The following is a 24003-nucleotide window of genomic DNA, read 5'->3' as shown; positions in this document are numbered from 1 at the left end:
CCAACCACCGCGCCTACCTGGGCTTCATGTGGGCCCATCCCGGCAAGCAACTCCTGTTCATGGGGCAGGAGTTCGCCCAGGGCGCCGAGTGGGCGGAGGAGGAGGGGCCCCAGTGGTGGGTGCTGGACGAGAGCCATCCCGCCCACGGGGACCACCGGGGAGTCCAGCGCCTGGTGGGCGACCTCAATCACAGCTACGTCTCGCACCCCGCGCTGTGGGAACAGGACGCGCGACCCGAAGGCTTCGCCTGGAGTGCGGCCGACGCCGCGGACGACAACGTCTTCGCTTTCGTCCGCCGCGCCGTGGACGGCAGCCCCTTGCTGGCGGTCACGAACTTCGCCCCGGTGGTGCGCCACGACTACCGGCTCGGAGTTCCGGCCGCCGGGACAGGGGAGTGGCAGGAGATCCTCAACACCGATGCGGCACGCTACGGCGGCAGTGATGTCCGCAACGCGGATCCGCTCCCGCAGGAGCCGCGCCCCTCCAACGGCTTCCCGATGTCGCTGACCCTGCGGCTGCCGCCGCTGGCGACCGTGTGGCTGACTCCCGTGTGCCCTGACTGACGCGGACACCCGGCGTATGTGCCGGGTGTCACTCGGTGGCTGTGTTGGGCTGCGGCCGGGCCGGGGCGACAGCGGGGGTGAGCCCCGTGTCGATGACGTCCTGCGCCACGTTGCTGAGCAGGACACGGTGGTGCCGGGCGTGCTGGCGCAGAGCCTCGAACGCCTGGTTGAGGGTGACGTTGCTGCGGGCCGCGAGGACGCCCTTGGCCTGCTCGATGATGATGCGGCTCTGCAGTGCGGTGTGGAGCTGTTCGTTGACGGTGTGCTGCTGGCGGATGGTGCGGGCCTGGATCAGCCCGATGGTGGCGGCATCGGCGAGCGCTTGGGCGAGGGTGAGGTCATCGGCGTTCAGAGGCTGCTCGCCTGTGCGGAGCAGGAGGAGGCTGCCGATGTTCTCCCGGCGCAGCCGCATCGGCAGGGCGGTGGTGAGGGTGTAACCGGCGGCGGAAAGGGCCGTGGTGAACTGCGGCCAGCGTGCGGCCGAGTCGGCCGAGTCGCGCGCGGTCGCTGTCCGGGCGGCGCCGTATGCGTCCACGGCCGGGCCCTCGGAGCAGGCGGCGTCGAGTACGCTCTGCAGCGCCGGGCTGGGGTCGCAGGGCGCGGGACTGTGCAGGTGGGGACCGGGGTGGGTGAGAAAGACCGCGGCGGCGGTGACGTCGAGGAGCTCCTGGCAGCGGACGGTCAACTGGTGCAGGAAGTCGATGACGTCGTAATCCTCCACCAGGGTGTCGGCCAGCTCCACGAAGGTGCGGGCGATGTGTTGTTCCCTGCTCATGGGTGTACTCCTCGACTTCCGCCTAGAGCGTGGCCGGTGTGGTGGACCCGGTCATGTGGTGTCATGCGGCAGCTCCCGCTCGATGACCGTGCGGGCGGTGTCCGACAGGGACCGGCCCGAGGCGTAGGCCCGGGCGCGCAGCCGGTCCAGCGCCTCGACCAGGGGCACCCCGAGCCTCTGGCTGATGACTCCGGTGGCCTGGTGCACCTCGGCCCGGTGCAGGCCCATCGAACCCGCACCGCCCGGGGCCCTGCCGGGGTCGCCGGTATCGGGCCAGCGGTTCAGCAGCCGCTGGGCCAGCGCGTCGGCGACCAGCCAGCCCTGCGCGGACTGCTCCGCGGTGAGCGGGCCGGTCGTGCACCGGTAGCCGGTCATCGTGCCGACCCGAGCGGCACCGATGTTCAGGGGCCAGACGAAGAGTGCCGCGATCCCCAGCGTTTCCGCCTCGACCGTGAACTGTGGCCACTGCCGGGCCAGCAGCTGCCCGAGGTCGGGCACTTCGCGTGTTCCTGTCCCGCCCTCGAAGACCTGGCTGGGGCCCTGCCCGAGAACGAACTGCAGGTCCTCGAGGCGCGCACTGGTCTCATCACTGAACCAGACCAGCTCCTGCCCCAGGGAGATTGCCATCCCGCCGAGGCCCAGGGCTTTCGCGAACGCGACCGCCCACTGGCGGCGCTCCTCTTCGCTGGCCGCCGCATGCAGGCTGTCCAGGAGTTCCCGGACCGTGGAACTCATATCCACACACGCTTTCGTCGGTGCTCGCCGAGCGGCGCGGCGGCCGCCGGCTGCACTTCCCCACCGTAGTCGCGCCGTCACCGCCTGACAGCTGGTACGCAAGACTGTCGCGGTGCGGGTCCGTTACTCCGCGGCGGACTGCGGGGAGCGTGCCTTGTCCGGCGTGCTGTAGAAGACCGACGTGCCCTGCTTACTGCGCTGCGCCAGCCCCTTGGCCACCTGGCCTTCGACGGTGGTGCGCACGACGGGCTTCTTGAAGGACCTGTCCGGGTGCGCCACCGCGAGCGCCTCCGTCACCTCGGCCGCGGAGCGCGGCTCCGACTGCTGCTTCAAGTACTCCTGCACGAGGGTGACCAGCGTCGGCTGAGCGTTCGACGGGCTCTTGTCCGCCCGCGGGGCCGGGACTTTGGTGGCGGCGGGCGCGGTCTTGCGCTTGGGGGTGCTGTTCTTCGCCTCCGTCTTCGGGGCGGACTTGCTCCGCGACTTCACCGGAGCGCTCCCGCTCTCCTTCGTGCCCAGCGCCTGCTGCATGTTCACCAGGATGGCCCGGTCGCCCTGCAACGACTGCAACTGGGCCTGGAGAGCCTCCAGTTCGCTGCTGATCTGCTCCTGTTCCTTGGTGTTGCGGTCGAGGTCGGCAGCGACCTGGGCCGCGTACTGGTCCTTGACACTTGAGTTCGAGGCTTGTGAATCCGACACGAGAGGCTCCTGAATGCGCTGGTGTGTGGTGGTGAGTGGAACGGTTGAGACCGAACAGGGGGCGCAGTCTACGGGCGCGCCTACTGGACTGATCTCTCCAGTGCCCGCCGAGTGAACCCTCGGGTGGCTCATGAGTCTTCACACCGGGCCTCGCTGCCGACATGCTGTCGGAACTCGACCGCCAGTTCCCATCAAGAGTGCTCGTCGGAGGTTTTGTCAGGCCGCCTTCTCTGTCGTGAGGGTCTCGTCCAGGATCGCCGCGACGGCCCGCGGGTCGTGGGCGAAGCGGCCGAGGAAGAGACCGTCCACGGCGGCGCCGAGTCGGGTGAGCAGTCCGGGCTGGGCGCTGCCGCCGTAGATGACCGAGCTGCCGGCGAGCTGGGGGCGGCCGGTGAGGTGGGTGCGCAGGGCGCGACAGACGGTGGAGATGTGGTCCGCCGTCGCCGGCTGTGGTGCGCCGATGGCCCACTGGGGTTCGTAGGCGACGACTACGGGGCCCAGCGGGCCGAAGGTCTCGGCCGTGGCCAGGAGGCGCTGCAGTTCCGCGGTGGTGCGCTCGGCGGCACCGGCCGGCGGCAGCGGGTCGCGCTCGCCCACGCAGAGCACGGGTGTGAGCCCGTTGCGCAGGGCGGCGGCGGTCTTCGCCGCGACCATGGTGTCGCCCTCCCCGTACAGGCGGCGCCGTTCGGCGTGGCCCACCTCGGCGAAGCGGCAGCCGATCTCCCGCAGGGACGCGCCGCTGACCTCGCCGGTGTAGGGGCCGTGGTCCTCGGCGGCCAGGTCCTGCGCCCCGACGTGCACACCGGTGCCTTTCAACACGCCCAGTACGGGCGGGAGTTCGGGGAAGGACGGCAGGACGAACAGCTCGGCCGTGCCGGTGGTGAGAGCGGGATGGGTGCGCGCGACGTCCGCGACACCACGCGCCCACTCCAGGGTCTGCCGGTGCCCGAGATACATCTTCAGGCTGACACCGAGCACCGTGCGAGCCGTCATACGGTGCCTCGCTCGCCGGCGCCCTCGCTCTGGGCCCGCGCCTCGAAGTCGTTCAGGATGCGGACCTTGGCGGCGGAGGGGGAGTCGTCGTCGAAGCGGTAGGCGAGCCATTCCGTGGCCAGCCGCCGGGCGAGTTCGAGGCCTACGACGCGCTGGCCGAAGGTAAGGACCTGGGCGTTGTTGGACAGGACCGACCGTTCGACGGAGAACGAGTCGTGGGCGGTGACCGCGCGGACCCCGCGCACCTTGTTGGCGGCGATGGCGACGCCGAGACCGGTGCCGCAGACCAGCAGGGCCCGGTCGGCCCGCCCGTCGGCGACGAGCCGGCCCGCGGCCACGCCGATCTCGGGGTACGGGGTGTGGCCGTCGGCGTCGACGCCGACGTCGATGACCTCCGCCACCAGGTCGCTGGCGGCCAGGTCGGCCTTGAGCGCCTCCTTGTACATGTGTCCGGCGTCGTCCGAGCCGACGACGATCGTGAGCGGGGTGGTCATGGTGGCGCTCTCCTGTGCTGGGTGTGGAGTCATGAACGGGGGAGGGTGTCGGTGAGCTTTCCGCCGGAGGCCTGTGCCGGGCGGAACAGCCGCTGATGAGCCGTGCGTACGACCAGACCCAGTGAGTGCGCTCCCGCGTCGGGCGTGCCCAGGCTCTTGCCCGCGTGGGTACGGGCGCGTCCGGCGCGGGGCAGCAGATCCGCCGTACGCGCGGCCGCTTCGGTGGCCGCGGCTGCGGCCTCCCGCCAGGCGTTGTCGAGTGGCTCGCCGCGTTCGGCCGCGGCACGCAGGGTGTCGGCGAACGGCACCAGGGCGTCGACCATCGTCTTGTCGCCGACGGCTGCCCCGCCGAGCCGCATGACGGCCTCGGCCGCGTCGGTTGCGCCCGCGGCGGCGACGGTGGGCGTGGCGCGTTCGGTGTCGCCGAGCGCCGCGCCGAGTGCGCGCAGGATGACGCCCCACAGGGCGCCCGAGGTGCCGCCGGCCCGGTCGGACCAGCCGTCGGCGGCCTCCGACAGCACGGTGCCCGCGCCCGCTCCCGCGGCCAGGGCGGCACGTGCCGCGGCCAGCGCCCCGGCCGATCCGTGCCGCATACCGATGCCGTGGTCGCCGTCACCGGCGACCGCGTCGATGCGGCCCAGTTCGTCGGCGTGCTCGTCCAGGGCCCGCGCGATGTCGTCGAGGGTGTCGACGACGCGGCCCGCGAGGTGCCGCGAGTCCCGCGTCGCCGGCGGGATCGGCGCGCGTGCGTCGGGCGCCGTGGGGGTGACGGCCACCTGGTTCCCGCCGTCCGCGCCCCCGGTGGGAGGAGCGGGCAGGCTGCCCCGGCGCAGCGCCGGGGCATCCGCCGGAGCCCGCCACAGCGCCTCCAGTTCCGCGTCCAGCCAGACGAGGGTGAGGGACAGGCCGGCCATGTCGAAGCTGGTGCAGAGCTCGCCGACCTCCGGGTCCACGACCTCCACGCCCGCTGCGGCGAGGAGTTCCGCGACGCGCCGGTAGACGATGAACAACTCGTCGTGGGTGAGCGCGCCCAGGCCGTTGAGCAGCAGGCCCACCCGCTGTCCCGCGGCGCTCTGCACACCGTCGGGCAGTTCGGCCAGCAGCCTGGCGACGAGCCGTTCGGCGGCCTCGTCGGCGCTGGGTGCGGCTTCCTCCGCGATGCCCGGCTCGCCGTGGATGCCGAGACCGACCGCCATCCGGCCGTCGGGCACCTGGAAGAGCGGGTCCGCCGCCCCGGGGAGGGTGCAGCCGGAGAAGGCCAGGCCGAAGGTGCGGGTGCGGGCGTTGGCGTGTCCGGCGATCCGCGCCACCTCGGCGAGCGACGCGCCGGATTCCGCGGCGGCGGCCGCGGCCTTGAACACGACGAGGTCGCCGGCGACGCCGCGTCTGCGGTGCGCCTCGTGCGGCGGGCCGCTGGCCACGTCGTCGGTCACGGCCAGGGTGCGTGCCTCGATGCCCTCGGCGGTCAGCCGCTGGGCGGCCTCGCCGAAGTGCAGGACGTCTCCGGCGTAGTTGCCGTAGGCGAGCAGTACTCCCGCGCCGCCGTTCGCCACCCGGGCGACCTGCTGGACGCGGTGGGCGGAGGGCGAGGCGAATACCTCGCCGACCGCCGCGCCGTGTGCCAGGCCCCGGCCGACCAGGCCGGTGAAGGCGGGGTAGTGGCCGGAGCCGCCGCCGATGACGACGGCGACCTGGCCGGCGGTCGGTCCGCCGCGGCGGACCACACCGCCGGGCACGGCGCGTACCCGCTCGGCGTGGGCCGCGGCGAACCCTTCCAGGGCCTCCTGGGCGAAGGCGTCCGGATCGTTGTGCAGGCGTGTCATGAGTCGGATCTCCGCGCGAATCAGAGGAGTTGGACGACGGCGTCGACGATGAGGATGCTGACGAGTCCCACCACGGCCTGGACGGTGACCAGCAGGCTCCAGGTCTTGAGCGTCTCCGGGACGGTCAGCCCGAAGTACTCCTTGAAGATCCAGAAGGCGCCGTCGCTGACGTGGGAGAAGATCATGGCGCCGGTGCAGGTGGCGAGCACGATCAGCTCCACCGGGGTGCCGGGGTGCTGGGCGAGGACCGGGGTGATGATGCCGGTCGCGGCGGCCACGGCGACGGTGCCCGAGCCGAGCGCGATACGGAAGATCGCGGCGATCAGCCAGGCGAAGAGGATCGGGGAGATCGACCAGCTCTGCGTGTGGTCCGCGATGATGTCGCTGAGCCCGATGCCGTTCAGCATGCCCTTGAGCGCGCCGCCCGCACCGATGATCAGCAGCAGGCTGATGACCGGGGTCAGGCCCTTCTTGGTGTTGGCGAGCAGCTGCGTGCTGTTCGAGCCGAGCCGGATGCCGAGCGCCCAGTAGGCGTAGAGCACGGAGACGAGCAGGGCGATCACCGGGTTGCCGATGGCGTCCAGGACCGGGCTGTACCAGCCGTGGTCGGGGAGCGCGTCGGGCAGCAGGGTGCCGACGATCATCATGACCGGGGCGACGAGCACGGTGCTGAGACAGGCGGCCAGCGTCGGCTGCCGGGTGGCGGGGGCCTTGACCTCGGAGCGGACGGCCACGGCGGTGCCGCCGCCGTTCTCGGAGGTGCCCTTGTCGGTCGGGCCGGACGGGCCCGCAGGAGTGGTACCCGCACCACCGCTGTCGCCGAGCAGTTCCAGGGCGCCGTTGTTGCCGGTGATGTTCCAGCGGGCGATCAGGCGCGGGAACAGCAGCGCGCCGACCAGCAGGACGGGGACGCCGACGAGGATCCCGTAGAGGATCGTGATGCCGAGGCTGGCGTCGTAGGCCTGGGCGGCCATGACGGTGGCGGGGCCCGGCGGAAGCAGCGCGTGCGAGGTCATGAGTCCCGCGGCCATGGGGAGCCCGACGGCGAGCAGGTTGCGGTTGTACTTGCGGGCGACGGAGAACACCAGCGGTACCAGCAGGACGAACGTGACCTCGAAGAGGTTCGGCAGGCCGATGATGACGGCGGCCAGACCGATGCTGAGCGGCATCCAGACCGCGGCGCGGTTGCCGACGAGTACGTCGGCGATGCGGTCGGCGCCGCCGGAGTTGAGCAGCAGCCCGCCGAGCACGGTTCCCATGGCGATGACGAGTCCGGTGACGGACAGCGTGGAGCCGAAGTTGTCGGTGACGGTCTCGACCGTCTTGGTGGGGCCGAGGCCGTTGGCGAGACCGAGCAGCAGGGTGGAGATCAGCAGGGCGATGAAGGGGTGGAGCTTCGCCTTGGCTATGAGCAGGACCAGCAGGGCGACGGCGAGGACGCCGCTGGCGAGGATGTACAGGGACGAGTGCATACGTCCTCATCTCGTCGTTGAGAAGGAGGGAGTGGGGGCCCGCGCGGGGTGCGGGCGGCCGTCGGCCGGGACGGCCCGGGGAGGCGGATACCGGAGGTCCGGTTCTGCCGCGGTGGTGCGAGAACGGCGGGGTCCGTCAGGCGCGGGCGAGGCGCCGGGAGGCGATCGTCGCGGCGAGTTCGAAGGCGTTGCGCGCCGAGTTGGTGTCGGCGACGCCCTTGCCGACGATCTCGAACGCGGTGCCGTGTGCGGGGGTGGTGACCGGCACCGGCAGGCCGCCCTGGACGGTGACGCCACCGTCGAAGCCGAGCAGCTTCATCGCGATCTGCCCCTGGTCGTGGTACATCGTCACGATGCCGTCGAAGACGCCGTCGCGGCCCTTGAGGAAGATCGTGTCCGCCGAGAAGGGGCCCTGGACGTCGATGCCCTTTTCGCGTGCGGCGGCTACGCCGGGGGCGATCTCGTCGATCTCGTGGCGGCCGAAGATGCCGTTCTCCCCGTTGTGCGGGTTGAGCGCGGCGACGCCGACCCGCGGCGCCTCGATGCCGGAGTCGCGCAGCATCTCCTCGAACATGACGACGATCTCGGTGACGCGGGCCGCGGTGATGCGGTCGGCCACGTCCGCCATGGGGATGTGCGAGGTGATCCGGGAGGTCCAGAGGCGGGGCAGGACGTTGATCTCGGACGTGGGTCCGGAGTAATTCATGATGTCCGCGAACCAGCGCAGTTCGTCCTCGGCGTGCATGCCGGCCTCGTGCAGGGCTGCCTTGTTCAGCGGCATGAAACAGATGCCGTCGACCTCTCCCGCCTCGGCCAGCTGGACGGCGAACTCCAGCGCGGCCTTGGTCCAGGCTCCGCACTCGACATCCACGCGGCCGGTGACGGTGGGCAGGGGGCCGGGCCGCCGGGGGTCGCGCAGGACCGGGCGGCCGTCGCCGGGTTCGTCGGCGACGTCGACCTCGACGCCGGCCTGGGCCGCGGCCCGGTCGAGCTCCTCGCGGGAGGCGATGACCACGATGTCGGCCAGTCGCTGCGGTTCTCCGGAGGCGAGCAGTTTGGCGGCGAGTTCGCCACCGATCCCGGACGGGTCGCCCAGCGTCAGGGCCAGAGTGGGACGGTGTGCTGCGGACATGAGCAGGTGCTCCTTCGTACGGTTGCGACGTTACGACGCTCGGGCGCGGGTGAGTGGAAAAAGAGACGTTCTCCACACGGAGCGGGAAGGCCGGGGTCTCAGGGCCGGGGGCCGACGCCCGGGGTCTGGGAGAGGAGGCGGCGCAGGTACTCCCGGTTGGTGGCGCTGACACTCAGCCCGTCGCCGCCGTAGTGCTCCACGCAGAAGGAGCCCCGGAAGCCGTGCTCGACGGCGTACCGCAGCGCGTGCCGGTAGTCGATCACGCCGTACTCCATGGGGGCGGGGAAGGTCAGCACCGCGCCGGTGCTCGCGTCCTCGGCCCGGAAGTAGTTCTTGACGTGCCAGTAGTTGGCGTACGGGAGGGTCTTCTCGACCATGGCGCGGGCCGCCTCGACCGGCCGGTGCAGCCGCTGGAGGTTGCCCAGGTCGGGGTTGAGCCCCACCCGGGGGTGGTCCACGTCGCGCACGAATCGGACGGCTCCGTCGGCGGTGCCGAGATACGTGTCCTCGTACATCTCCAGGGAGACGTCGACCCCTACGCTCTGCGCGTGCTCGCCCAGTTCGCGGATACGGGCGACGGCCAGCCGCCACACCTCCGGGTCGTCGGGGTTGCGCGGCCCTGGGGCCGTCCAGAACCACAGCGCCTCGCGCTGGGCCGGGGCCAGGGCCTCGAAGAATCCGAAGGAGACCACCGCGGCGCCCAGCTCGGCGGCGGTGTCCACCACCCGGTGGCTGTAGGCGAGGTTGTCCGTGCCGTGCACCGGGTCGATGACGCTGCGGCGGGCCGTGGAGAGCGCGGGGACGACGAGTCCGGCCTCCTTCACCGCGAGGGCGAAGTCCTCCCGGCGCGCGGGGGACAGGTCCGCCACCCGCAGCCAGGAGTCGGTGGGGTCGAGATGCCGGAAACCGGCCCCGGCGACCTCGTGCAGCGCGTCGGCCCAGACCTGCGGGTCGGCGTCCTGGACCGAGCCGCCGTCGGGCGTGGTGTGGGCGAACTGCAGCATCGCGGCGGCAATGGGCCACTCCTCCCAGCCGGGAGTCGGGCGGGAACCAGCGTTGCTCATGTGCGCTCCAGCGTGGCGGAGAGATGACGGTCACTCCGCGATAGATAATTTTCTATAGAAAATTAGCCCGCCTGCCGTAGTGCGTCAACACCTGATTGACTTCGAGTGGGAAGACCCGAGCGAGGAGAACCATGCAACTGCCCGACCCCCCGCCGTTCCTCAACGGACGGCAGGTGCTCACCGACGGCGTCCACGAGGCGCTGCTCGCCATGCTCGTGGACGGCTCGCTCGAACCCGGCCAGCCGCTGCGCACCGAGGCGCTCGCCCAGCACCTGCAGGTCTCTGCGACGCCGGTGCGCGAGGCCCTGGCCCGTCTTGAGGCGACGGGCATGGTGCGCCGTCTGGCCCGGCGCGGCTACCGGGTCGCCGACGTGCCCACGCGCGAGGAGATGGCCCAGTTCGTGGAGTTGCGGCTGCTGCTCGAACCGGCCAACGCCGAACGGGCCTGCGCCCGCGCCGACCGTGCTCTGGTCGAATCGCTGGCGCAGACCGTGGAGACCCAGCGGACGGCGCCGACGGGTCCGAACTACGCGAACTTCAAGGACTTCCTGCAGGCCGACTGGGCGTTCCACAGCCTCATCGCCGCCAACACGGGCAACCCGTTCCTCGAGCAGGTCTTCAACTCGTTCAACGGCTACATGCAGCGCTACCGCGCCTTCGACCAGCACGTCATCAGCGACGCCCAGGAGAGCTGCTCCGAGCACTCGGCCGTCCTGGACGCCTTCCGGTCCGGCGCCCCCGAGGAGGCCGGCGCCGCGATGCGCGATCACCTGGAGAACCTGCTGACGCGGGTCCGCTCCAAGGAGTGAGCGGCCGCCCCGTCAGGGGGCGGAGACCTCGACAGCCGCCGCCTGCCGCTGTGTCGCGGCGAGGCGGGCCCGGCGGGTGCGGGGACCGAAGAGGGCCAGGACGACGGCGCCGGCCATCCACGTACCGGCGATGAAGTAGAAGACGCTGCGGTACCCGTGGCTGTTGTAGAGCGCCGCGACGATCAGGGGTCCCGCGGCGTTCGACAGCCGGCCGAGTCCGTAGGAGACGCTGGTGCCCAGCGAACGGCCCGCGGTGTCGAAGAGCTCGGGGGAGTAGGCGTAGGCGAGGGCGGTGTAGCCACGCTCGAAGAAGTTCACCAGGAAGCCGAACACGACGATGAAGACCGGGTTGAACGTGAGCCCGTACAGCAGACCGCACACCGCGATGACCGCACCGAACACGGCGATCGACCACTTGCGCTCGAACCGGTCCGTGACCAGGGACGCCAGATAGGAGCCGAGCGGCGCGCCCACCGTGGTGAGGGCCACGTAGAAGACGGACTTCTCGACGCTGAAGCCCTCCTTGGCCAGCAGGGTCGGCGCCCAGCTCGAATAGCCGAAGAAGCCGATGGTCTGGGTCACCCACAGGACCGTGAGCAGCAGGGTCGGAAACAGGTACTTCTTCTGCAGCAGCAGCTTCAACGGGGCCTTCGGCACGGGGACTTCGTCCACCGGGGGCGCCGGCTCGGGGAGCGGCCCCTGCTCCGCGGCGACCCGCGCCTCGATCTCCCGCAGCACCGCGTCGGCTCCGGCGTGGTCGCCGCGGCTCGCGAGCCAGCGCGGCGACTCCTTGAGGTGCCGGGTGAACAGGACGAGCAGGATGCCGAGGGAGCCCCAGAGGTAGACCAGCCGCCAGGACCAGTCGCTGAGCGGGACGACCATGCTGGCGATGAGGTTGGTGACCGGGGTGCCGCAGATGCCGATGACGATGGCGTAGGCCTGGTACTTGCCGCGGACCGGCGCCGGATACATCTCGTTGACGTAGACGACGGCCACGACGGTCATCGCCGAAAGGCCCGCCGAGGTCAGGACGCGGAACACGCCCAGGGACACGAGGTCCCAGGAGAACACCGAGGCGAACGAGAAGAGGGCGAAGAAGAACGTGGTCTGCAGCAGGGCCCGTTTGCGTCCCCAGCGGTCGGCGACGGCACCGCCGGCGATCGAGCCGATGAACATGCCGACGAACGACAGCGAGGTGACGTAGGCGACCTGGTCGACCGTGATGCCCCACAGGTCGATGAGTTTCGGCGCGGTGGTGGCGAAGCTGTTGATGTCCGCGAACTCGAAGAAGTACGCGAAGGACACGGCGAGCAGCGTGAGCTTGTGGAACCGGCCGATGGGGAGCCTGTCGAGCCTGTTCAGCGCGTTGGAGTGGTACATGTGACGCCTTTGTCAGATGGGTCGGGGTGAGCGGCGTTCGGGACTCAGACGTCCTCGCCGGGCCAGTACAGACGCGTCGGATTGGCGACGAGGAGCTGGTGGCGCTGCTCGGGGGTGACCGCCACGTGCCGCACGTGGTCGACCAGGAGCCCGTCGTCGGGCATGTGGTCGGTGAGGTTGGGGTGCGGCCAGTCGGTGCCCCACAGCACACGGTCGGGGAACTCCTCCACCACGCGCCGGCCGAAGGGCACGACATCGGTGTAGGCGTGCTGTTCGCCGTCCAGAGCGGCGGGCCCGGTGACGGTGAGGCGCTCGGGACACGACACCTTCACCCACACGTCGTTGTCCGCCACGAAGCGCAGGAACCGGGTGAACTCGGGGCCGTCCACGGGCTTGCCGACGTCCGGGCGCCCCATGTGGTCCACGACCAGGGGAGTGGGCAACGAGGCGAAGAACGACTCCAGTTCGGGCAGTTCGGCGCTCTCGAAGTACAGGACGATGTGCCAGCCGAGCGGGGCGATCTTCCGCGCGATCGTGCGCAGCGCGTCCTTGGGCGAGGCGTCGACCAGCCGTCGTACGAAGTTGAACCGCACTCCGCGTACACCCGCGGCATCGAGCTCGCGCAGCTCGCGCTCGCTGACGTCCGGCGCGACGGAGGCTATGCCGCGGGCCCGGTCGCCCGCCGCGCGGACGGCGTCGAGCATGGCGGAGTTGTCCGTACCGTGGCAGGTGGCCTGCACGATCACATTGCGGGCGATGCCCAAGTGGTCGCGGAGTGCGAAGAGTTGGTCCTTGCCGCCGTCGCAGGGCGTGTACTTGCGCTCGGGCGCGAAGGGGAACTCGGCCTGGGGGCCGAAGACATGGCAGTGGGCGTCGACGGCTCCGGCCGGCAGGCGGAACGTCGGCTCGGACGGGCCCTGGTACCAGTCGAGCCAGCCGGGGGTCTTGGGGGAGAGGGTGTGCACGGCTCTGTACTCCTGGGGGGAACGGGGGAGGGGTGCCGGAACGGTCAGCGGCCCTGGCGCGTGAGCAGGGCGTCCAGGCGGGGGTACACGGCGCGGGCGTTGTGCTCCTGGACCGCCGACAAATCCTTCGCGGGCAGTCCGGCCGCCTCGGCGTACCGGCGCGTGTCGTCGAAGTGGTGCCCGGTGCACGGGTCGATGTCGCGGACGGCGCCGATCATCTCGGAGGCGAAGAGGATGTTCCTGGTGGGAATGACCTCGTACAGCAGGTCGGAGCCGGGCTGGTGGTAGACGCAGGTGTCGAAGAAGACGTTGCCGAGAACGTGCTCCTCCAGCGGCGGCTTGCCGAGCGCCATCGCCAGACCGCGGAACCGGCCCCAGTGGTAGGGCACCGCGCCGCCGCCGTGCGGGATGATCAGACGCAGGGTGGGGAAATCGGCGAACAGGTCGCCCTGGACGAGCTGCATGAACGCCGTGGTGTCGGCGTTGAGGTAGTGCGCGCCGGTGGTGTGGAAGGCCGGGTTGACGCTCGTGCTGACATGGACCATCGCCGGAATGTCGTACTCCACCATCTTCTCGTAGACGGGGTACCACGAGCGGTCGGTGAGCGGCGGCGCGGTCCAGTGGCCGCCCGACGGGTCCGGGTTGAGGTTCAGCGCGACCGCCCCCAACTCCTCTACGCAGCGCGTGAGTTCGGGGATGCACGTCGCCGGGTCGACGCCGGGGGACTGCGGGAGCATCGCCGCGGGCGCGAACCGGTCCGGGTACAGCCGGCCGACCCGGTGACACAGGTCGTTGCAGATCCGCGCCCAGGCGGCCGAGGTGGCGAAGTCCCCGACGTGGTGCGCCATGAACGAGGCGCGCGGCGAGAAGACCGTCAGGTCGATGCCGCGCTCGTCCATCAGCCGCAGCTGGTTCGGCTCGATGCTCTCGCGCAGCTCGTCGTCGCTGATGCTCGGGCCCCGGCTGCCGGGGGAGAGGGCAGGATCGGCGAGCGAGGCGATCTGCCGCTCGCGCCATGCTCCGAGCGCCGGCGGTGCGGTCGTGTAGTGACCGTGGCAGTCGATGATCATTGTGGGTGTCCTTCGGTGTCCGGCTTGTCGTCGTCGACCGCTGCAGCCTGACCCCGCCCGCACGACACCGTGAGAGGCCCGCGCACGGACCTAACCGTCCCTTAACATTCCGGCCCGCCGACCGCCCCGCGGAGCCCTCCGAGGGAAGTGGTCTACATTCGAAGGCGGAGCGGTATCCGCACAGACACCGCTGATGGGAGGCGGGAAACGGTGCAGATACTGCTGGCCGAGGACGACGACGGGGTGGCCGGGGCGCTCCTGGAGGTCCTGTACGACCACGGCCATGTCACCCGGCGGGTCACCCACGGCCGAGACGTCCTGACCTACCACCGCAGCTCCGATCTGCTGCTCCTCGACCTCGGCCTGCCCGACATGGACGGCCTGGACGTGCTGCGGTCCCTGCGGGCGGTCAGCGACCTTTCGGTGGTCGTGCTGACCGCGCGCGGCGACGAACGGTCGGTGGTGCGCGGGCTGCGGCTCGGCGCCGACGACTACCTGGTCAAACCGGTACGCCTCGCCGAGCTGCTCGCCCGGATCGAGGCCGTCACCCGGCGGAGCGCCGCGAAGAGCGCCCCATCGGCACGCAAGGTCCACATCGGTGACGTCGAGATCGATCTCGACGCGCGGCGGGTCCTGGCCGGCGGGGCGGACGTCGGGCTGACCACCAAGGAGTTCGACATCCTCGCCGTCCTCGCGGCGCGCGCCGGCACGGCCGTCAGCCGCGAGCAGGTCCTGGACGAGGTCTGGGGCGACGCCCACCACGGTGTGTCGCGCTCGCTCGACGTGCACCTCACCCAGCTGCGGGCCAAGCTGGGCCGCCCCGATCTGCTCACGACGATCCGGGGCTTCGGCTACCGCTTCGGCGACGACACGGACGTCGCCGCGCACCCCGGCGACACCGCGGACTAGGGGCCGACGCGTGCGCAACCGGGTCCAGGCCGCGCTCCTCGCCTTCGTGGTGCTCGCGGTGGCCGCGTTCGCCGTCCCGCTCCTCGTCTTCACCGCCTCGGACCGTACGCAGGAACTGGTGCTCGCCCGCTCCTCCGACCTCGACCGCTTCGCCTCGCTCATGGACCAGGCCGCCACCACCGGGGACGCCTCCGCGGTCGCCGCCGAGGCGCGCCGCTACACCCAGCTGTACGGGGAGGCACTCGTCGTCACCGACGCGCGGCACAAGCCCGTCGTCGAGACCGGCGGCATGCGGGCCGCCGACCCCGCCGTCGGCCGCCTGATCGACGCCGCCCTGCGCAACCAGACCGCCCACCCCACCGCCTCGCTGCACCCCTGGTCACGGGGGAACCGGATGTTCGCCGAACCGGCGGGCACCGGCACCCAGGTCTACGGAGCCGTGGTCCTGCGGGCTTCCGTGCGCACCGCGGCACACGACATCATGTGGCGCTGGGCCGCCGTCCTCGCCGCGGCGGCACTGGTCGCCCTCGCCTGCACGGCGCTGGCCCGCGCGGTCACCCGCTGGGTGGTACGCCCGCTGCGCCGCCTGGACCGTGCCGTCGGCCAACTCGCCGCGGGGCTTCCCCCGGAACACACCGACGCCACGGGACCGCCCGAACTGCGCCAGCTGGCGACGGGATTCAACCGCATGGCCGGCACCGTCATCGAGGCCCTGGAACAGCAGCGCCGGCTCGTCGCCGACACCTCCCACCAGATGCGCAACCCCATGGCCGCGCTCAGACTGCGCGTCGACGCCCTGCACACCCACCTGCCCGCGTCGGCGAACCGGACGTACACCGGAGTCACCACCGAACTCGACCGGCTGGAAACCCTGCTCGACGACATGCTGGCACTCGCCACGGCGGAACACCGGGCCGGTGAACTGACCATGACCGACGACCCGTACGACCACTGCGACGCGGCGGCGGTCGCGGCGGGCCGGCACCGGCTGTGGGAGCCGGTCGCGCGCCGCGCGGGAGCGCGTCTCACCACGCCGGCCACCGACCCGGTCCCGGCCGCCTGCACGGACCACGAGCTCGCACAGATCGCGGACATCCTCCTCGACAACGCCATCAAGTACGCGGGCGAGGGGGCCGGGATCACGCTCCGCTGCACGGCCGAGGGCCCCCTCGCCGTCCTCACGGTGACGGACGACGGGCCGGGCCTGGACGCGGCGGAACTCGCCCGCGCCACGGAGCGGTTCTGGCGCTCGGGCCGCCAACGCGGCACGGCGGGTACGGGGCTCGGCCTCGCCATCGCCGAGCGGCTGCTCGCGGGGCGCGGCGGCCGCCTTGAGCTGCGCCCGGCGCTGCCGCGAGGCCTGTCCGCGCGGGCGCTCGTGCCGCGCTCCGGCGAAGACGAACAGGGCGGCGCCCGGTGAACCGCCGCCTCGTCCTGCGCGCCGCGCTCGGCACGGGATCCGCCGTCGTCCTCGCAGGCGCGCTCGCGGGAGACGGCTCCGGGCGCAGCCGCGGACCCGGCGGCGTGCTGCGCCTCGCGACCGGCGAACCGACGGCGTTCTACGAGGCTTTCGGCAAGCTCCTGGCCGAGGAACTCGCCGCGGCGCATCCCGGCCTGAGCTGCCGTGTCCGAACCACCGCGGGCAGCGTCGACAACATCGAGCTGCTGCGCGACCGCCGGGTCGACCTCGCCCTCGTCCTCACCGCCACCGCGCGGGACGCCGCGGGCACCGGGCTCTTCCCCCGGCCCGTGCCGCTGCGGGCGATCGGCCGGGTGTACGAGACGTATCTGCAGTTCGCGGTACGCGCGGACGCGGGCGTGCGGACCATGACCGACCTGGCCGGGCACACCGTGTCGCTCGGCGCACCGGGGTCGGGAGCGGCCGTGTTCGGGGAGCGGCTGCTGCACGCCGCGGGCCTCACGGCCGGGGCGGACGTCCGGGTGCGGCATCTGCCGCTCGACGACGCGGCCCGTGCCATGCGGGCGGGGTCCGTCACCGGACTGCTCGTGGCGGGCGGCGTACCCCTGCCCGCCCTGAAGGAACTCGATGAACGGCCCGGCCTGCGCTTCCTGCCGCTGGCCGAGCTGCTGCCCCGGCTCGGCGGCCGGGAGGGGCGGGCCGGCGCGGGCCTGGAACAGGTCGCCCTGCCGCAGGGCGCGTACCGACAGGCGGGCGGGGTCGCCACCATCGGGGTCTCCAACCTCCTGGTCTGCCGCCCCGACCTCGACCGCGAGGTGGCCGGCGCGCTCACCCGCCTGCTGGTCCGGCGCGCGACGTCACTCGTCCCCGGCAACGCCGTCGGCACCCAGTTCCTCGACGTCCGCAGCCTCATCGGTACCGGCAGCATCGCCCTGCACCCCGGCGCCCTGGCCGCCTACCGGTCGCTGCACGGCTGACCGAGCGCACCCGAACGTCACCGCGCATGCGGGGCTCGTCATGCTCTGGCCTTGGCTTCACCTGGAGCACTACAGTTCTTCATATGTCCACCACATATGCGTGCGGCACTGGCAGATCGGCTCACGAGCTGAACGAACAGATCCGAAGCCTGATGCTGCGCTCCGGTGGACACCTCACCCCGGACCAGCGGCGCGAGTACGAAGCGCTCGTCGCCGCGTGGGCGGCCGCCGTGCGCGCCGAGAGGGAGGACTGACAGCGGGCCCTCGCGCGGGACGCCGGCCCGTCGAGCGCGCGGCGTACGGCGTCTGCTCACCTTGTGCTCGATGGCGTAAAAACGCCGTACATCGCGCGCCGGAGTACGTGCGCGGGGGTGCGGCGGGAACGTGGAGTGCCTTGCGAGACGGGCTGTCGGGCCCGTCTCCCGGCCAGCCGCTACGGGCGGCTTTCCCAGGGAGTCAACCATGCCGCAGTCGACCGCTTTCCATGACTTCGGCGCCCTGCGCTTCGACAGCCGGGCGCAGTTCGAGCCCGCCCGCCTGGAGCGCGTGCGTGAGGAGGTGCGGGCCAGCGGAGTGCGTGACCTGTACGTGGTGGTGCACGGCGCCCACAACGACGAGGCGGCCGGCAGCGCGGTCGACGGCGCCTTCCGGCGCATGCTCACCGACGCGTGGGGCGACGCGGCTCACCGCCTGGGCTTTCTCGGCGTGCACTGGCCCTCGCTCTGTTTCCGGGACGAGGGGGCGCCCGGCGTCGAGGAGCCGAAAGAGGTACAGGAGGGGGACGGCCGCCCCGGGATCAGTCGGGCCATGGCCGACGACCTCCACCGGCAACTGCCCGACAGCGAGGGCCCGTTGACCGAACTGACCGACCTGCTCAACGACCGGCCGGCCCGCGACACCGCGTTCGACGACTTCGGCACCGCGCTGCGCCGCCTCGCGGAGATCCGCTTGCAGGACCCGGTCGCGACGTTCGCCGCCGACATGGAGGGCGAGGTACTGCCGCAGGCCGACCCCCTCATGCTGTTCGAGGACACGCGGACGGTGTGCTCCGAATTCGCGGGCGCATTAAGGGACTTGCGGCATTCCCTGGAGGCGCGGACGGACGCGCCCGCGCGGCACGAGAGCGCTGCCGACGGTTCCGCCGTGTCCGACGAGGGGACACTCCAGGAGGCCCGGCAGGCGGGCCCGCGTCCCGCGCGGCCGCAGAGCGACCGGGTGCGCCGGGCGGGCACGGTCGCTGCCGGGGGCCCGTTGGGAGAGGCGGCCCGCTCGACGGACTTCGCCGAACTGTGGGCGGGGGCCCATGAACTCTTCCGGCAGGTCGTGCGCCATGTCCTGCGCCGCAGGGCCGGGCTGATCGGCGAGGAGGGACTGGGCCCCTGCCTGCCGACGCTGGCGGAGGGGTGCGAGGTGCGCCTCCACCTCGTCGGGCACGGCCTCGGCGGTCGGCTCGCCGGGTTCGCGCTGCGCGGCCTGGAGACGGGGGCGGAGCCGGTGACGCTGGCTTCCCTCACCCTCCTGCAAGGAGAGATGTCCCACTTCGCCTTCGCCGACAGCCTGCCGCAACAGGTATCCGGGCACGGGGCGCTGTGGAGCAAACGGCGCCTCGTGCAAGGGCCGTTGCTCTGCACCTTCTCCCATCTCGACTCGCACCTCGGCGTGTTGTATCCGCTGTCGGCCCAAATGATCGGTGACTCCGCCGAGTTGGCCACGACCGCTCGGAAATGGGGAGCGATCGGCTTCGACGGCATCCAGGGCATCGACGGACCTCCGCCGGTCTTCCTGAAGGACGTGGCCGAGCAGGAGCCGTGGAAGGCGCCCTATGTGAACGTGGACGCCTCCGAGGTGATCCGCTCCGACGAGATCCCCATGGGCGGACACCATCACGTCTTCCATCCCGAGATCGGACAGCTGCTGCGGTGCGCGGCGGAGAGTGCGTGACGGTCAGGCGCGCGGGGCGCGGACCGGGTGCTTGCTGAGGATGGAGACCCGGTTGAACGCGTTGATGGTGATCGCCACCCAGATCGCCGCGGAGATCTCGTCGTCGGTGAGGCTTCGGCGGGCCGTGGCGTAAGCGCTCTCCTGGGCGGCGTCGTCCGCGGGGCAGGTGGTGGCCTCGGCGAGGGCGAGCGCCGCGCGCTCGCGCGGTGTGAACAGCTCGGTGTCACGCCACGCGGCGAGCGTGCCGAGGCGCTGGGCGGTCTCGCCGGCCCGCAGTGCGGCCCGTGTGTGCACGTCGAGGCAGTAGGCGCAGTGGTTGATCTGGGACACGCGCAGGTTGATGAGTTCGACGAGGACGCGGTCGAGCCCGGCGTCCGCCGCGGTCGTCCGTACGGCCTCCGACGTCTGTACCAGGGCGTGGTACGCGTTGGGGCTCTGTTTGTCGACAAAGACACGTCCGGGAGTCGGGGCCTGGGCCGGGTCCTGGGCCGGGTCCGGTGCCGGGGCCGGTGCCGTGTCGCTCAACGTCGTCTCCTTCGTGGTCCGTTGCGGAGCCCGGTTCGCTTCGCGATGTGCTCGGCCTTATGATCGCCCATGGTTGTTGAATGTCAAATTACTTGGGGTGGGAGGGCTAGGGATGAGCGACGCCGCCGAGGTGCTCACCGCTCGGGACGTGCCGCTGGGCGGCCCGCGCGCGATGACCGTACGCCGCACGCTGCCGCAGCGGGCCCGGACGCTGATCGGGGCCTGGTGCTTCGTCGACCACTACGGTCCCGACGACGTCGCCAGTACCGGCGGCATGGACGTCGCGCCGCACCCGCACACCGGCCTGCAGACAGTCAGCTGGCTGTTCAGCGGGGAGATCGAGCACCGGGACAGTCTGGGCAGTCACGCCATGGTCAGACCCGGCGAGCTGAACCTCATGACCGGCGGCCACGGCATCAGCCACACGGAGGTCTCCACTCCCGACACCACCGTGCTCCACGGCGTCCAGCTCTGGGTGGCCCTGCCCGACCGGCACCGGCACGCGGACCGGGACTTCCAGCACTACGTGCCCAAGCCCGTCCCGCTCGACGGCGGCGCCGAACTCAGCGTCTTCCTCGGCTCGCTGGCCGGCGCGACCTCGCCGGTGCGCACCTTCACCCCGCTGCTGGGCGCCGAACTCCTCCTCGCCCCACGCGCGCGGGTCACCCTCGCCGTGGACAGCGAATTCGAGCACGGGCTCCTCGTCGACCAGGGTGACATCACGATGGCCGGAACCCCTCTGCGCCAGGCCGAGTTGGGCTACCTCGCGCCGGGCACCGCCACCCTGACCCTCACCAACGAGACGGACGCGCCCGCACGCATGATCCTGCTGGGCGGCCCGCCCTTCGACGAGGAGATCGTCATGTGGTGGAACTTCATCGGGCGGTCGCACGCCGACATCGCACAAGCACGTTCGGACTGGATGACCGGCACCCGGTTCGGTGAGGTGCGGGGGTACGACGGGGAGCCACTGCCGGCCCCGGAACTCCCGTCGGTGCCGCTGAAGCCGCGGGGGCGGATGCGCTGATCAGCGAGGATGTCCGCCGGGCCTGGAGCGCGATCGCAGCCGCATCTCTGCTCGGGATGCGGCTGACCAACGCCGTGGAAACCCTCTGTGCCGATGCCCGAGGAGAGGGTCTGGAGCGCATGGTGTGATCTTGTGCGGGCGGGTCCAGCAAACCCAAGGGTGACCCAATGCTGACCTTTCTGATGGCATGTCAGGTCAGCCTCGTGTATCTGTGGTCACCGGTCCTGTGTATGCCTAGGCACCCTCGTCACCGGGAGCCGGTCATTCCGTTGCTGGCTCACGGCTCGGTGGAGCGGGAGAGGGCCCATGGGCACCAGCAGTTTGTGGCCGGGCCCGCTCGCGAGCGGGCTGGTTGGAGACACTCAACAAACTAGGTGTTTTTTCCTGCTGGCGGCTGTGCAGGCATGGAGCGGCTTCGTGCCGAGAGGAGTGCATCGGCCACATGTGCATAGCGTCCCATTGGGTTCCTCGTCTGCTGGTGGTGCAGGCCTGCCATAGCCTCTGACCTGTGGCTATGGGTGGAATTGGCTGCGGCTGAGCGGGGTTGGTCCGCGCCTGGTCCGGATCTTGGTCCGGCCTGCCGTCGTGCGCGGCTGCTAGCCCGGGCCACGCATCTGCAACCGGAGGAGCATGTGATGGCCCGACTCCTGGACCGGCGCGTGATCGTCTGACCGGGTTCAGGGTGCGTGGGATCTGGTCGGCATCATCGCGAGAGGTCCGAATCGTCCTGGTGCTCAGGAACAGCAGCCTGTGGCGGTTTCGGATCGGGATGTCTTTGCCCAGTGACCAGGGCCCATGAGCCGATGTCCTGATAGCGCCGCGGGCCCGGGCGGCCCTTGACCGTGCTGCCGACCAGGTGGAGGCGTTCGGTCTGCCAAGGGCGTCCGGAGAAGCCGTCGAGGCAGGCGGCCGCCGCCGTTACGGACGCGTTGTCGTAGCGGCGAGCGCGGGCCAGCGTGAGGTGGGGACGCAGCGGACGTTCGGCGAAGGCGACGTCGCAGTCCCTGACCCGTGCCCGTACTGCTTCGGCGAGCTCGTGCAGTTGATCGAGATCGCCCTCGATGCCGCTCCACAGCACTCGCTCGTCGAAGTGTCCGCCCCCGAGAAGGGCCAGTTCGAGAGAGGGGCGGGCAGCCGCCAGATCGGCGAGGGGTGAACGAAGCAGGTCGACGGCCTGCACCGGCAGCTCGCCCAGGAAGGCCAGAGTGATGTGCCAGTCTTCGATGCGGTTCCAGCGCAGGTCGGGATAGCCGGCGTAGGCCGGGCCCAGCGCGTGCGCCAGCTCATTCTTCGCATCGTCGGGCGGCGCGAGGGCGATGAACGCGTGCTGGGTGACGGACTGGGGCGGTTCGGTCACGGATGTCTATTACCTCATGCGTCCGGGGGAGGGTGAAAAGCCAAACTGCCCGCAGAGCGGGTGTCCGCTGCGTGCCCCTCGTCGCCATCCCGTGCGTACAGACATCTGTTGCCGGGACGAATCACGAAGTGCGCAGGGCGACTGTCTGGCTCATGGGCCCATCCAACACCGTCGCCCCCCTAATGATGACCAGGGGTGCGGCCTGGTCATCCTGGGCAACTGGGCGCCCATTTCCATGATGGTGCGGCGAAGTGTTCAGCCTTGCGCTCGGAGCGGGAGCGGATCGGCTGGATGCCGCGCATCAGCGGGATCAGCGCCTGGCTGTCGTGGAGGTTCGCACTCGAAATGCCCAGTGAGATCGGCAGGCCGTTGCGCTCACAGACGATGTGCACCTTCGCCCCGAGCTTGCCGCGATCGGCAGGGTTCGGCCCGGTCAAGAGCCCTTTTGACCGCCCGGACGCCGTCCAATTCCGCAGCCCTACGCAATGCCGGGGAAGGTGCCGTCACGGTCGAGGTCGCGCAGGACGGCCGCGGCGGTGAGCGTCTTGAAGGTGGAGCACATCGGGAAGCGCTCGTCGGCGCGGTAGGTGACGGACCGTCCGCTGGCGGTGTCGTGGGCGTAGCCCCCCCAGCCGGGCGTCGTACTCCTTCTCCAGCGCGGCGAACTGTGCGGCGAGCCCCTGCCCTGCGGCACCGGCCTCCCCGTCTCTCCCGGAGTCGCCCGAGAAGCCCGGTGCATCGCCCGGCACGACGCGCCGGGTGGGGGTGGCGAATCCACGGTGGCGGCAGGCCGGGCTCGAGGGTTCGCTGGGTGAGACCGTCACGAGCAGCCACGCCCGCCCCATCTGCGGACGAGGGCGCCGCAGCCCGCGGTGCGCCGCTGGTACCACGATCAGCTGGAACGGCTGTTGTGCAGGACGGATCTGACCCTCCCTCCGGCCCGGACGGAGAGCACGCTCGTGTACAGCGGGGCGGCCCGGTACGTGAGCCTGTGGTCCTGCCGGCGCCCGCTGGTGGAGAAGTGCTGGTAGTCCGGGGGCGCCCACACGTGCGGGTACGTTGCTGCACGCGTCGGATGGGTGGGGCGTGCAGGATGTTCGGGGCGAAGCGGTCTCGGCGTCGCGCGCGGCGGCGCACGCTCAGCGGCGTCCGGAATTCGGCGACGGCGGAATAGGACCGCCGCCCGACGTCTTGTGCGGAATGCTGGATCGAACCGCCTGACGACGTGACCGCAGTGGCATCCACCTCCGAAGGAGCAGTTCCATGGCTCTCACCCGTGAAGAGCGCGAGCAATTCCTCGCCGAGCCGCACATCGCGGCCCTGGCCGTCGACGCAGGCGAAGGGAGGGCACCGCTGACCGTGCCGATCTGGTACCAGTACGCGCCCGGCGGCGACATCTGGATCCACACCGCCAAGGGCTCACGCAAGCATGAACTCATCGAGAAGGCGGGCCGGTTCACGCTCATGGTGGACCGCCTCGAGCCGACCGTCCGTTACGTGTCCGTCGAGGGCCCGGTGATCTCCACGGTCCCCGCCACGCGCGCGCACCTGACCGAGATGACCTCGCGCTACCTTCCGCCCGAGAAGGTCGACGGCTACATCGAGTTCGCCGAGGCGAACCACGGCGAAGGAGTCGTCATCACGATCCGTCCTGAGCACTGGATCTCCTCCGACCTCGGCAACGTCTGACAGGCCGCGGCCGCCTGAGCGGGTTGTAGTTGGTGGTGCGTGGCAGCGGCTTACGTCTCCGCGTGAGGCGGACATCGCTCCGGGAGAGGGCGCCGGCCCGTTCGTGGACGGGGGCGGGTTCCTGGAGGTCCTAGGGTCAATGCCGTTGCCTTAGCCGCGATCTTGGTGCGTGCACCCCCGAGCG

General features: G+C 71.2%; 23 protein-coding genes and 2 pseudogenes. 9 read left to right on the top strand and 16 right to left on the bottom strand.

The genetic code is table 11. From position 1 onward, the window contains the following. Positions 1-563, top strand: a 563-nt coding sequence (locus AB0J02_RS42340) for an alpha amylase C-terminal domain-containing protein (RefSeq protein WP_363199249.1), incomplete at its 5' end; no start/stop codon positions are given. 28 nt (positions 564-591) lie between these two features. On the opposite strand, the gene AB0J02_RS42335 is transcribed toward AB0J02_RS42340, so the two are convergent. The 9 genes from AB0J02_RS42335 to AB0J02_RS42295 form a co-directional block, all read right to left on the bottom strand. Continuing rightward, positions 592-1338, bottom strand: a complete 747-nt coding sequence (locus AB0J02_RS42335; RefSeq protein WP_363199248.1) for a GAF and ANTAR domain-containing protein — start codon at positions 1336-1338, stop codon at positions 592-594. Between the two features lie 51 nt (positions 1339-1389). Further along, complete coding sequence (locus tag AB0J02_RS42330) at positions 1390-2073, bottom strand: ANTAR domain-containing protein (RefSeq protein WP_363199247.1); 684 nt, start codon at positions 2071-2073, stop codon at positions 1390-1392. A 123-nt stretch (positions 2074-2196) separates the two neighbouring features. Then, positions 2197-2772: a hypothetical protein gene (locus tag AB0J02_RS42325; protein WP_363199246.1), complete on the bottom strand. Its 576-nt coding sequence runs from the start codon at positions 2770-2772 to the stop codon at positions 2197-2199. Between the two features lie 216 nt (positions 2773-2988). Next, complete coding sequence (locus AB0J02_RS42320; RefSeq protein ID WP_363199245.1) at positions 2989-3765, bottom strand: triose-phosphate isomerase family protein; 777 nt, start codon at positions 3763-3765, stop codon at positions 2989-2991. Further along, entirely contained in the window at positions 3762-4259 is a 498-nt protein-coding gene (locus tag AB0J02_RS42315; protein WP_363199244.1) for a ribose-5-phosphate isomerase, read from the bottom strand. The genes AB0J02_RS42320 and AB0J02_RS42315 overlap by 4 nt, the downstream gene beginning before the upstream one ends. Positions 4260-4288: 29 nt before the next feature. Next, entirely contained in the window at positions 4289-6082 is a 1794-nt protein-coding gene (locus AB0J02_RS42310; RefSeq protein WP_363199243.1) for a dihydroxyacetone kinase family protein, read from the bottom strand. Between the two features lie 20 nt (positions 6083-6102). Then, a complete protein-coding gene (locus AB0J02_RS42305) occupies positions 6103-7554 on the bottom strand; it encodes an SLC13 family permease (protein WP_363199242.1) in 1452 nt (483 codons plus the stop codon). 136 nt (positions 7555-7690) lie between these two features. After that, positions 7691-8686, bottom strand: a complete 996-nt coding sequence (locus tag AB0J02_RS42300) for a 4-hydroxythreonine-4-phosphate dehydrogenase PdxA (RefSeq protein WP_363199241.1) — start codon at positions 8684-8686, stop codon at positions 7691-7693. 98 nt (positions 8687-8784) lie between these two features. Continuing rightward, on the bottom strand, positions 8785-9750 hold the full coding sequence (locus AB0J02_RS42295) for a sugar phosphate isomerase/epimerase family protein (RefSeq protein WP_363199240.1): 966 nt from the start codon (positions 9748-9750) through the stop codon (positions 8785-8787). Positions 9751-9881: 131 nt separating this feature from the next. Here AB0J02_RS42295 and AB0J02_RS42290 point away from each other — a divergent pair, with 131 nt between their 5' ends. Next, positions 9882-10559, top strand: coding sequence for a GntR family transcriptional regulator (locus AB0J02_RS42290; protein WP_363199239.1), 678 nt, complete (start codon positions 9882-9884; stop codon positions 10557-10559). A gap of 12 nt (positions 10560-10571) precedes the next feature. Here AB0J02_RS42290 and AB0J02_RS42285 read toward each other — a convergent pair whose 3' ends face one another. From AB0J02_RS42285 to AB0J02_RS42275, 3 genes are read right to left on the bottom strand one after another with little or no spacing between them, the layout of a single operon-like run. Beyond that, the gene (locus AB0J02_RS42285; protein ID WP_363199238.1) at positions 10572-11939 is read right to left on the bottom strand and encodes an MFS transporter; all 1368 of its coding nucleotides are present in this window, start codon (positions 11937-11939) and stop codon (positions 10572-10574) included. A gap of 44 nt (positions 11940-11983) precedes the next feature. Then, positions 11984-12904, bottom strand: coding sequence for an amidohydrolase family protein (locus AB0J02_RS42280; protein ID WP_363199237.1), 921 nt, complete (start codon positions 12902-12904; stop codon positions 11984-11986). Positions 12905-12948: 44 nt separating this feature from the next. After that, the gene (locus AB0J02_RS42275) at positions 12949-13974 is read right to left on the bottom strand and encodes an amidohydrolase family protein (protein WP_363199236.1); all 1026 of its coding nucleotides are present in this window, start codon (positions 13972-13974) and stop codon (positions 12949-12951) included. A gap of 210 nt (positions 13975-14184) precedes the next feature. Here AB0J02_RS42275 and AB0J02_RS42270 point away from each other — a divergent pair, with 210 nt between their 5' ends. From AB0J02_RS42270 to AB0J02_RS42250, 5 genes are all read left to right on the top strand, one after another. After that, on the top strand, positions 14185-14883 hold the full coding sequence (locus tag AB0J02_RS42270) for a response regulator transcription factor (protein WP_363199235.1): 699 nt from the start codon (positions 14185-14187) through the stop codon (positions 14881-14883). Positions 14884-14893: 10 nt separating this feature from the next. Next, positions 14894-16303 carry a HAMP domain-containing sensor histidine kinase gene (locus AB0J02_RS42265; protein WP_363199234.1) on the top strand — a complete coding sequence of 470 codons (1410 nt, stop codon included), beginning with the start codon at positions 14894-14896 and terminating at the stop codon, positions 16301-16303. Beyond that, entirely contained in the window at positions 16300-17280 is a 981-nt protein-coding gene (locus AB0J02_RS42260; protein ID WP_363199233.1) for a TAXI family TRAP transporter solute-binding subunit, read from the top strand. Before AB0J02_RS42265 ends, AB0J02_RS42260 begins: the two co-directional genes overlap by 4 nt. Positions 17281-17363: 83 nt before the next feature. Further along, a complete protein-coding gene (locus tag AB0J02_RS42255) occupies positions 17364-17534 on the top strand; it encodes a hypothetical protein (protein ID WP_363199232.1) in 171 nt (56 codons plus the stop codon). A gap of 208 nt (positions 17535-17742) precedes the next feature. Then, positions 17743-19221, top strand: coding sequence for a hypothetical protein (locus AB0J02_RS42250; RefSeq protein ID WP_363199231.1), 1479 nt, complete (start codon positions 17743-17745; stop codon positions 19219-19221). Between the two features lie 3 nt (positions 19222-19224). Here the strand turns inward: AB0J02_RS42250 and AB0J02_RS42245 are convergent, their stop codons facing one another. Continuing rightward, positions 19225-19746: a carboxymuconolactone decarboxylase family protein gene (locus AB0J02_RS42245; protein WP_363199230.1), complete on the bottom strand. Its 522-nt coding sequence runs from the start codon at positions 19744-19746 to the stop codon at positions 19225-19227. 112 nt (positions 19747-19858) lie between these two features. Here AB0J02_RS42245 and AB0J02_RS42240 point away from each other — a divergent pair, with 112 nt between their 5' ends. After that, positions 19859-20773, top strand: a complete 915-nt coding sequence (locus AB0J02_RS42240; RefSeq protein ID WP_363199229.1) for a pirin family protein — start codon at positions 19859-19861, stop codon at positions 20771-20773. A 703-nt stretch (positions 20774-21476) separates the two neighbouring features. On the opposite strand, the gene thpR is transcribed toward AB0J02_RS42240, so the two are convergent. The 3 genes and pseudogenes from thpR to AB0J02_RS42225 all read right to left on the bottom strand — a co-directional run. Beyond that, positions 21477-22130 carry an RNA 2',3'-cyclic phosphodiesterase gene (gene thpR / locus AB0J02_RS42235; protein ID WP_363199228.1) on the bottom strand — a complete coding sequence of 218 codons (654 nt, stop codon included), beginning with the start codon at positions 22128-22130 and terminating at the stop codon, positions 21477-21479. A 272-nt stretch (positions 22131-22402) separates the two neighbouring features. Further along, positions 22403-22576: pseudogene (locus tag AB0J02_RS42230) on the bottom strand (transposase); the annotation flags it as partial. A 47-nt stretch (positions 22577-22623) separates the two neighbouring features. Then, positions 22624-22758, bottom strand: a pseudogene (locus AB0J02_RS42225) (serine hydrolase); the annotation flags it as partial. A gap of 635 nt (positions 22759-23393) precedes the next feature. Here AB0J02_RS42225 and AB0J02_RS42220 point away from each other — a divergent pair. Next, positions 23394-23819 (top strand): pyridoxamine 5'-phosphate oxidase family protein, encoded by a 426-nt coding sequence (locus tag AB0J02_RS42220; protein WP_363199227.1) that lies wholly within the window; start codon positions 23394-23396, stop codon positions 23817-23819. Positions 23820-24003 lie beyond the last annotated feature (184 nt).

It is taken from the genome of Streptomyces sp. NPDC050264, assembly GCF_040655895.1.
Lineage (GTDB): Bacteria > Actinomycetota > Actinomycetes > Streptomycetales > Streptomycetaceae > Streptomyces.
Note: the sequence above shows the minus strand (reverse complement) of the source record. Positions and strands in the feature narration are given on the sequence as shown.

What these genes read in the sequence shown, in the direction of transcription:
- AB0J02_RS42335 (WP_363199248.1), bottom strand. Translation starts at nt 1,338, where the DNA reads ATGAGCAGGGAACAACACATCGCCCGCACCTTCGTGGAGCTGGCCGAC.
- AB0J02_RS42330 (WP_363199247.1), bottom strand. Translation starts at nt 2,073, where the DNA reads ATGAGTTCCACGGTCCGGGAACTCCTGGACAGCCTGCATGCGGCGGCC.
- AB0J02_RS42320 (WP_363199245.1), bottom strand. Translation starts at nt 3,765, where the DNA reads ATGACGGCTCGCACGGTGCTCGGTGTCAGCCTGAAGATGTATCTCGGG.
- AB0J02_RS42315 (WP_363199244.1), bottom strand. Translation starts at nt 4,259, where the DNA reads ATGACCACCCCGCTCACGATCGTCGTCGGCTCGGACGACGCCGGACAC.
- AB0J02_RS42310 (WP_363199243.1), bottom strand. Translation starts at nt 6,082, where the DNA reads ATGACACGCCTGCACAACGATCCGGACGCCTTCGCCCAGGAGGCCCTG.
- AB0J02_RS42305 (WP_363199242.1), bottom strand. Translation starts at nt 7,554, where the DNA reads ATGCACTCGTCCCTGTACATCCTCGCCAGCGGCGTCCTCGCCGTCGCC.
- AB0J02_RS42300 (WP_363199241.1), bottom strand. Translation starts at nt 8,686, where the DNA reads ATGTCCGCAGCACACCGTCCCACTCTGGCCCTGACGCTGGGCGACCCG.
- AB0J02_RS42295 (WP_363199240.1), bottom strand. Translation starts at nt 9,750, where the DNA reads ATGAGCAACGCTGGTTCCCGCCCGACTCCCGGCTGGGAGGAGTGGCCC.
- AB0J02_RS42290 (WP_363199239.1), top strand. Translation starts at nt 9,882, where the DNA reads ATGCAACTGCCCGACCCCCCGCCGTTCCTCAACGGACGGCAGGTGCTC.
- AB0J02_RS42285 (WP_363199238.1), bottom strand. Translation starts at nt 11,939, where the DNA reads ATGTACCACTCCAACGCGCTGAACAGGCTCGACAGGCTCCCCATCGGC.
- AB0J02_RS42275 (WP_363199236.1), bottom strand. Translation starts at nt 13,974, where the DNA reads ATGATCATCGACTGCCACGGTCACTACACGACCGCACCGCCGGCGCTC.
- AB0J02_RS42255 (WP_363199232.1), top strand. Translation starts at nt 17,364, where the DNA reads ATGTCCACCACATATGCGTGCGGCACTGGCAGATCGGCTCACGAGCTG.
- AB0J02_RS42250 (WP_363199231.1), top strand. Translation starts at nt 17,743, where the DNA reads ATGCCGCAGTCGACCGCTTTCCATGACTTCGGCGCCCTGCGCTTCGAC.
- AB0J02_RS42240 (WP_363199229.1), top strand. Translation starts at nt 19,859, where the DNA reads ATGAGCGACGCCGCCGAGGTGCTCACCGCTCGGGACGTGCCGCTGGGC.
- AB0J02_RS42220 (WP_363199227.1), top strand. Translation starts at nt 23,394, where the DNA reads ATGGCTCTCACCCGTGAAGAGCGCGAGCAATTCCTCGCCGAGCCGCAC.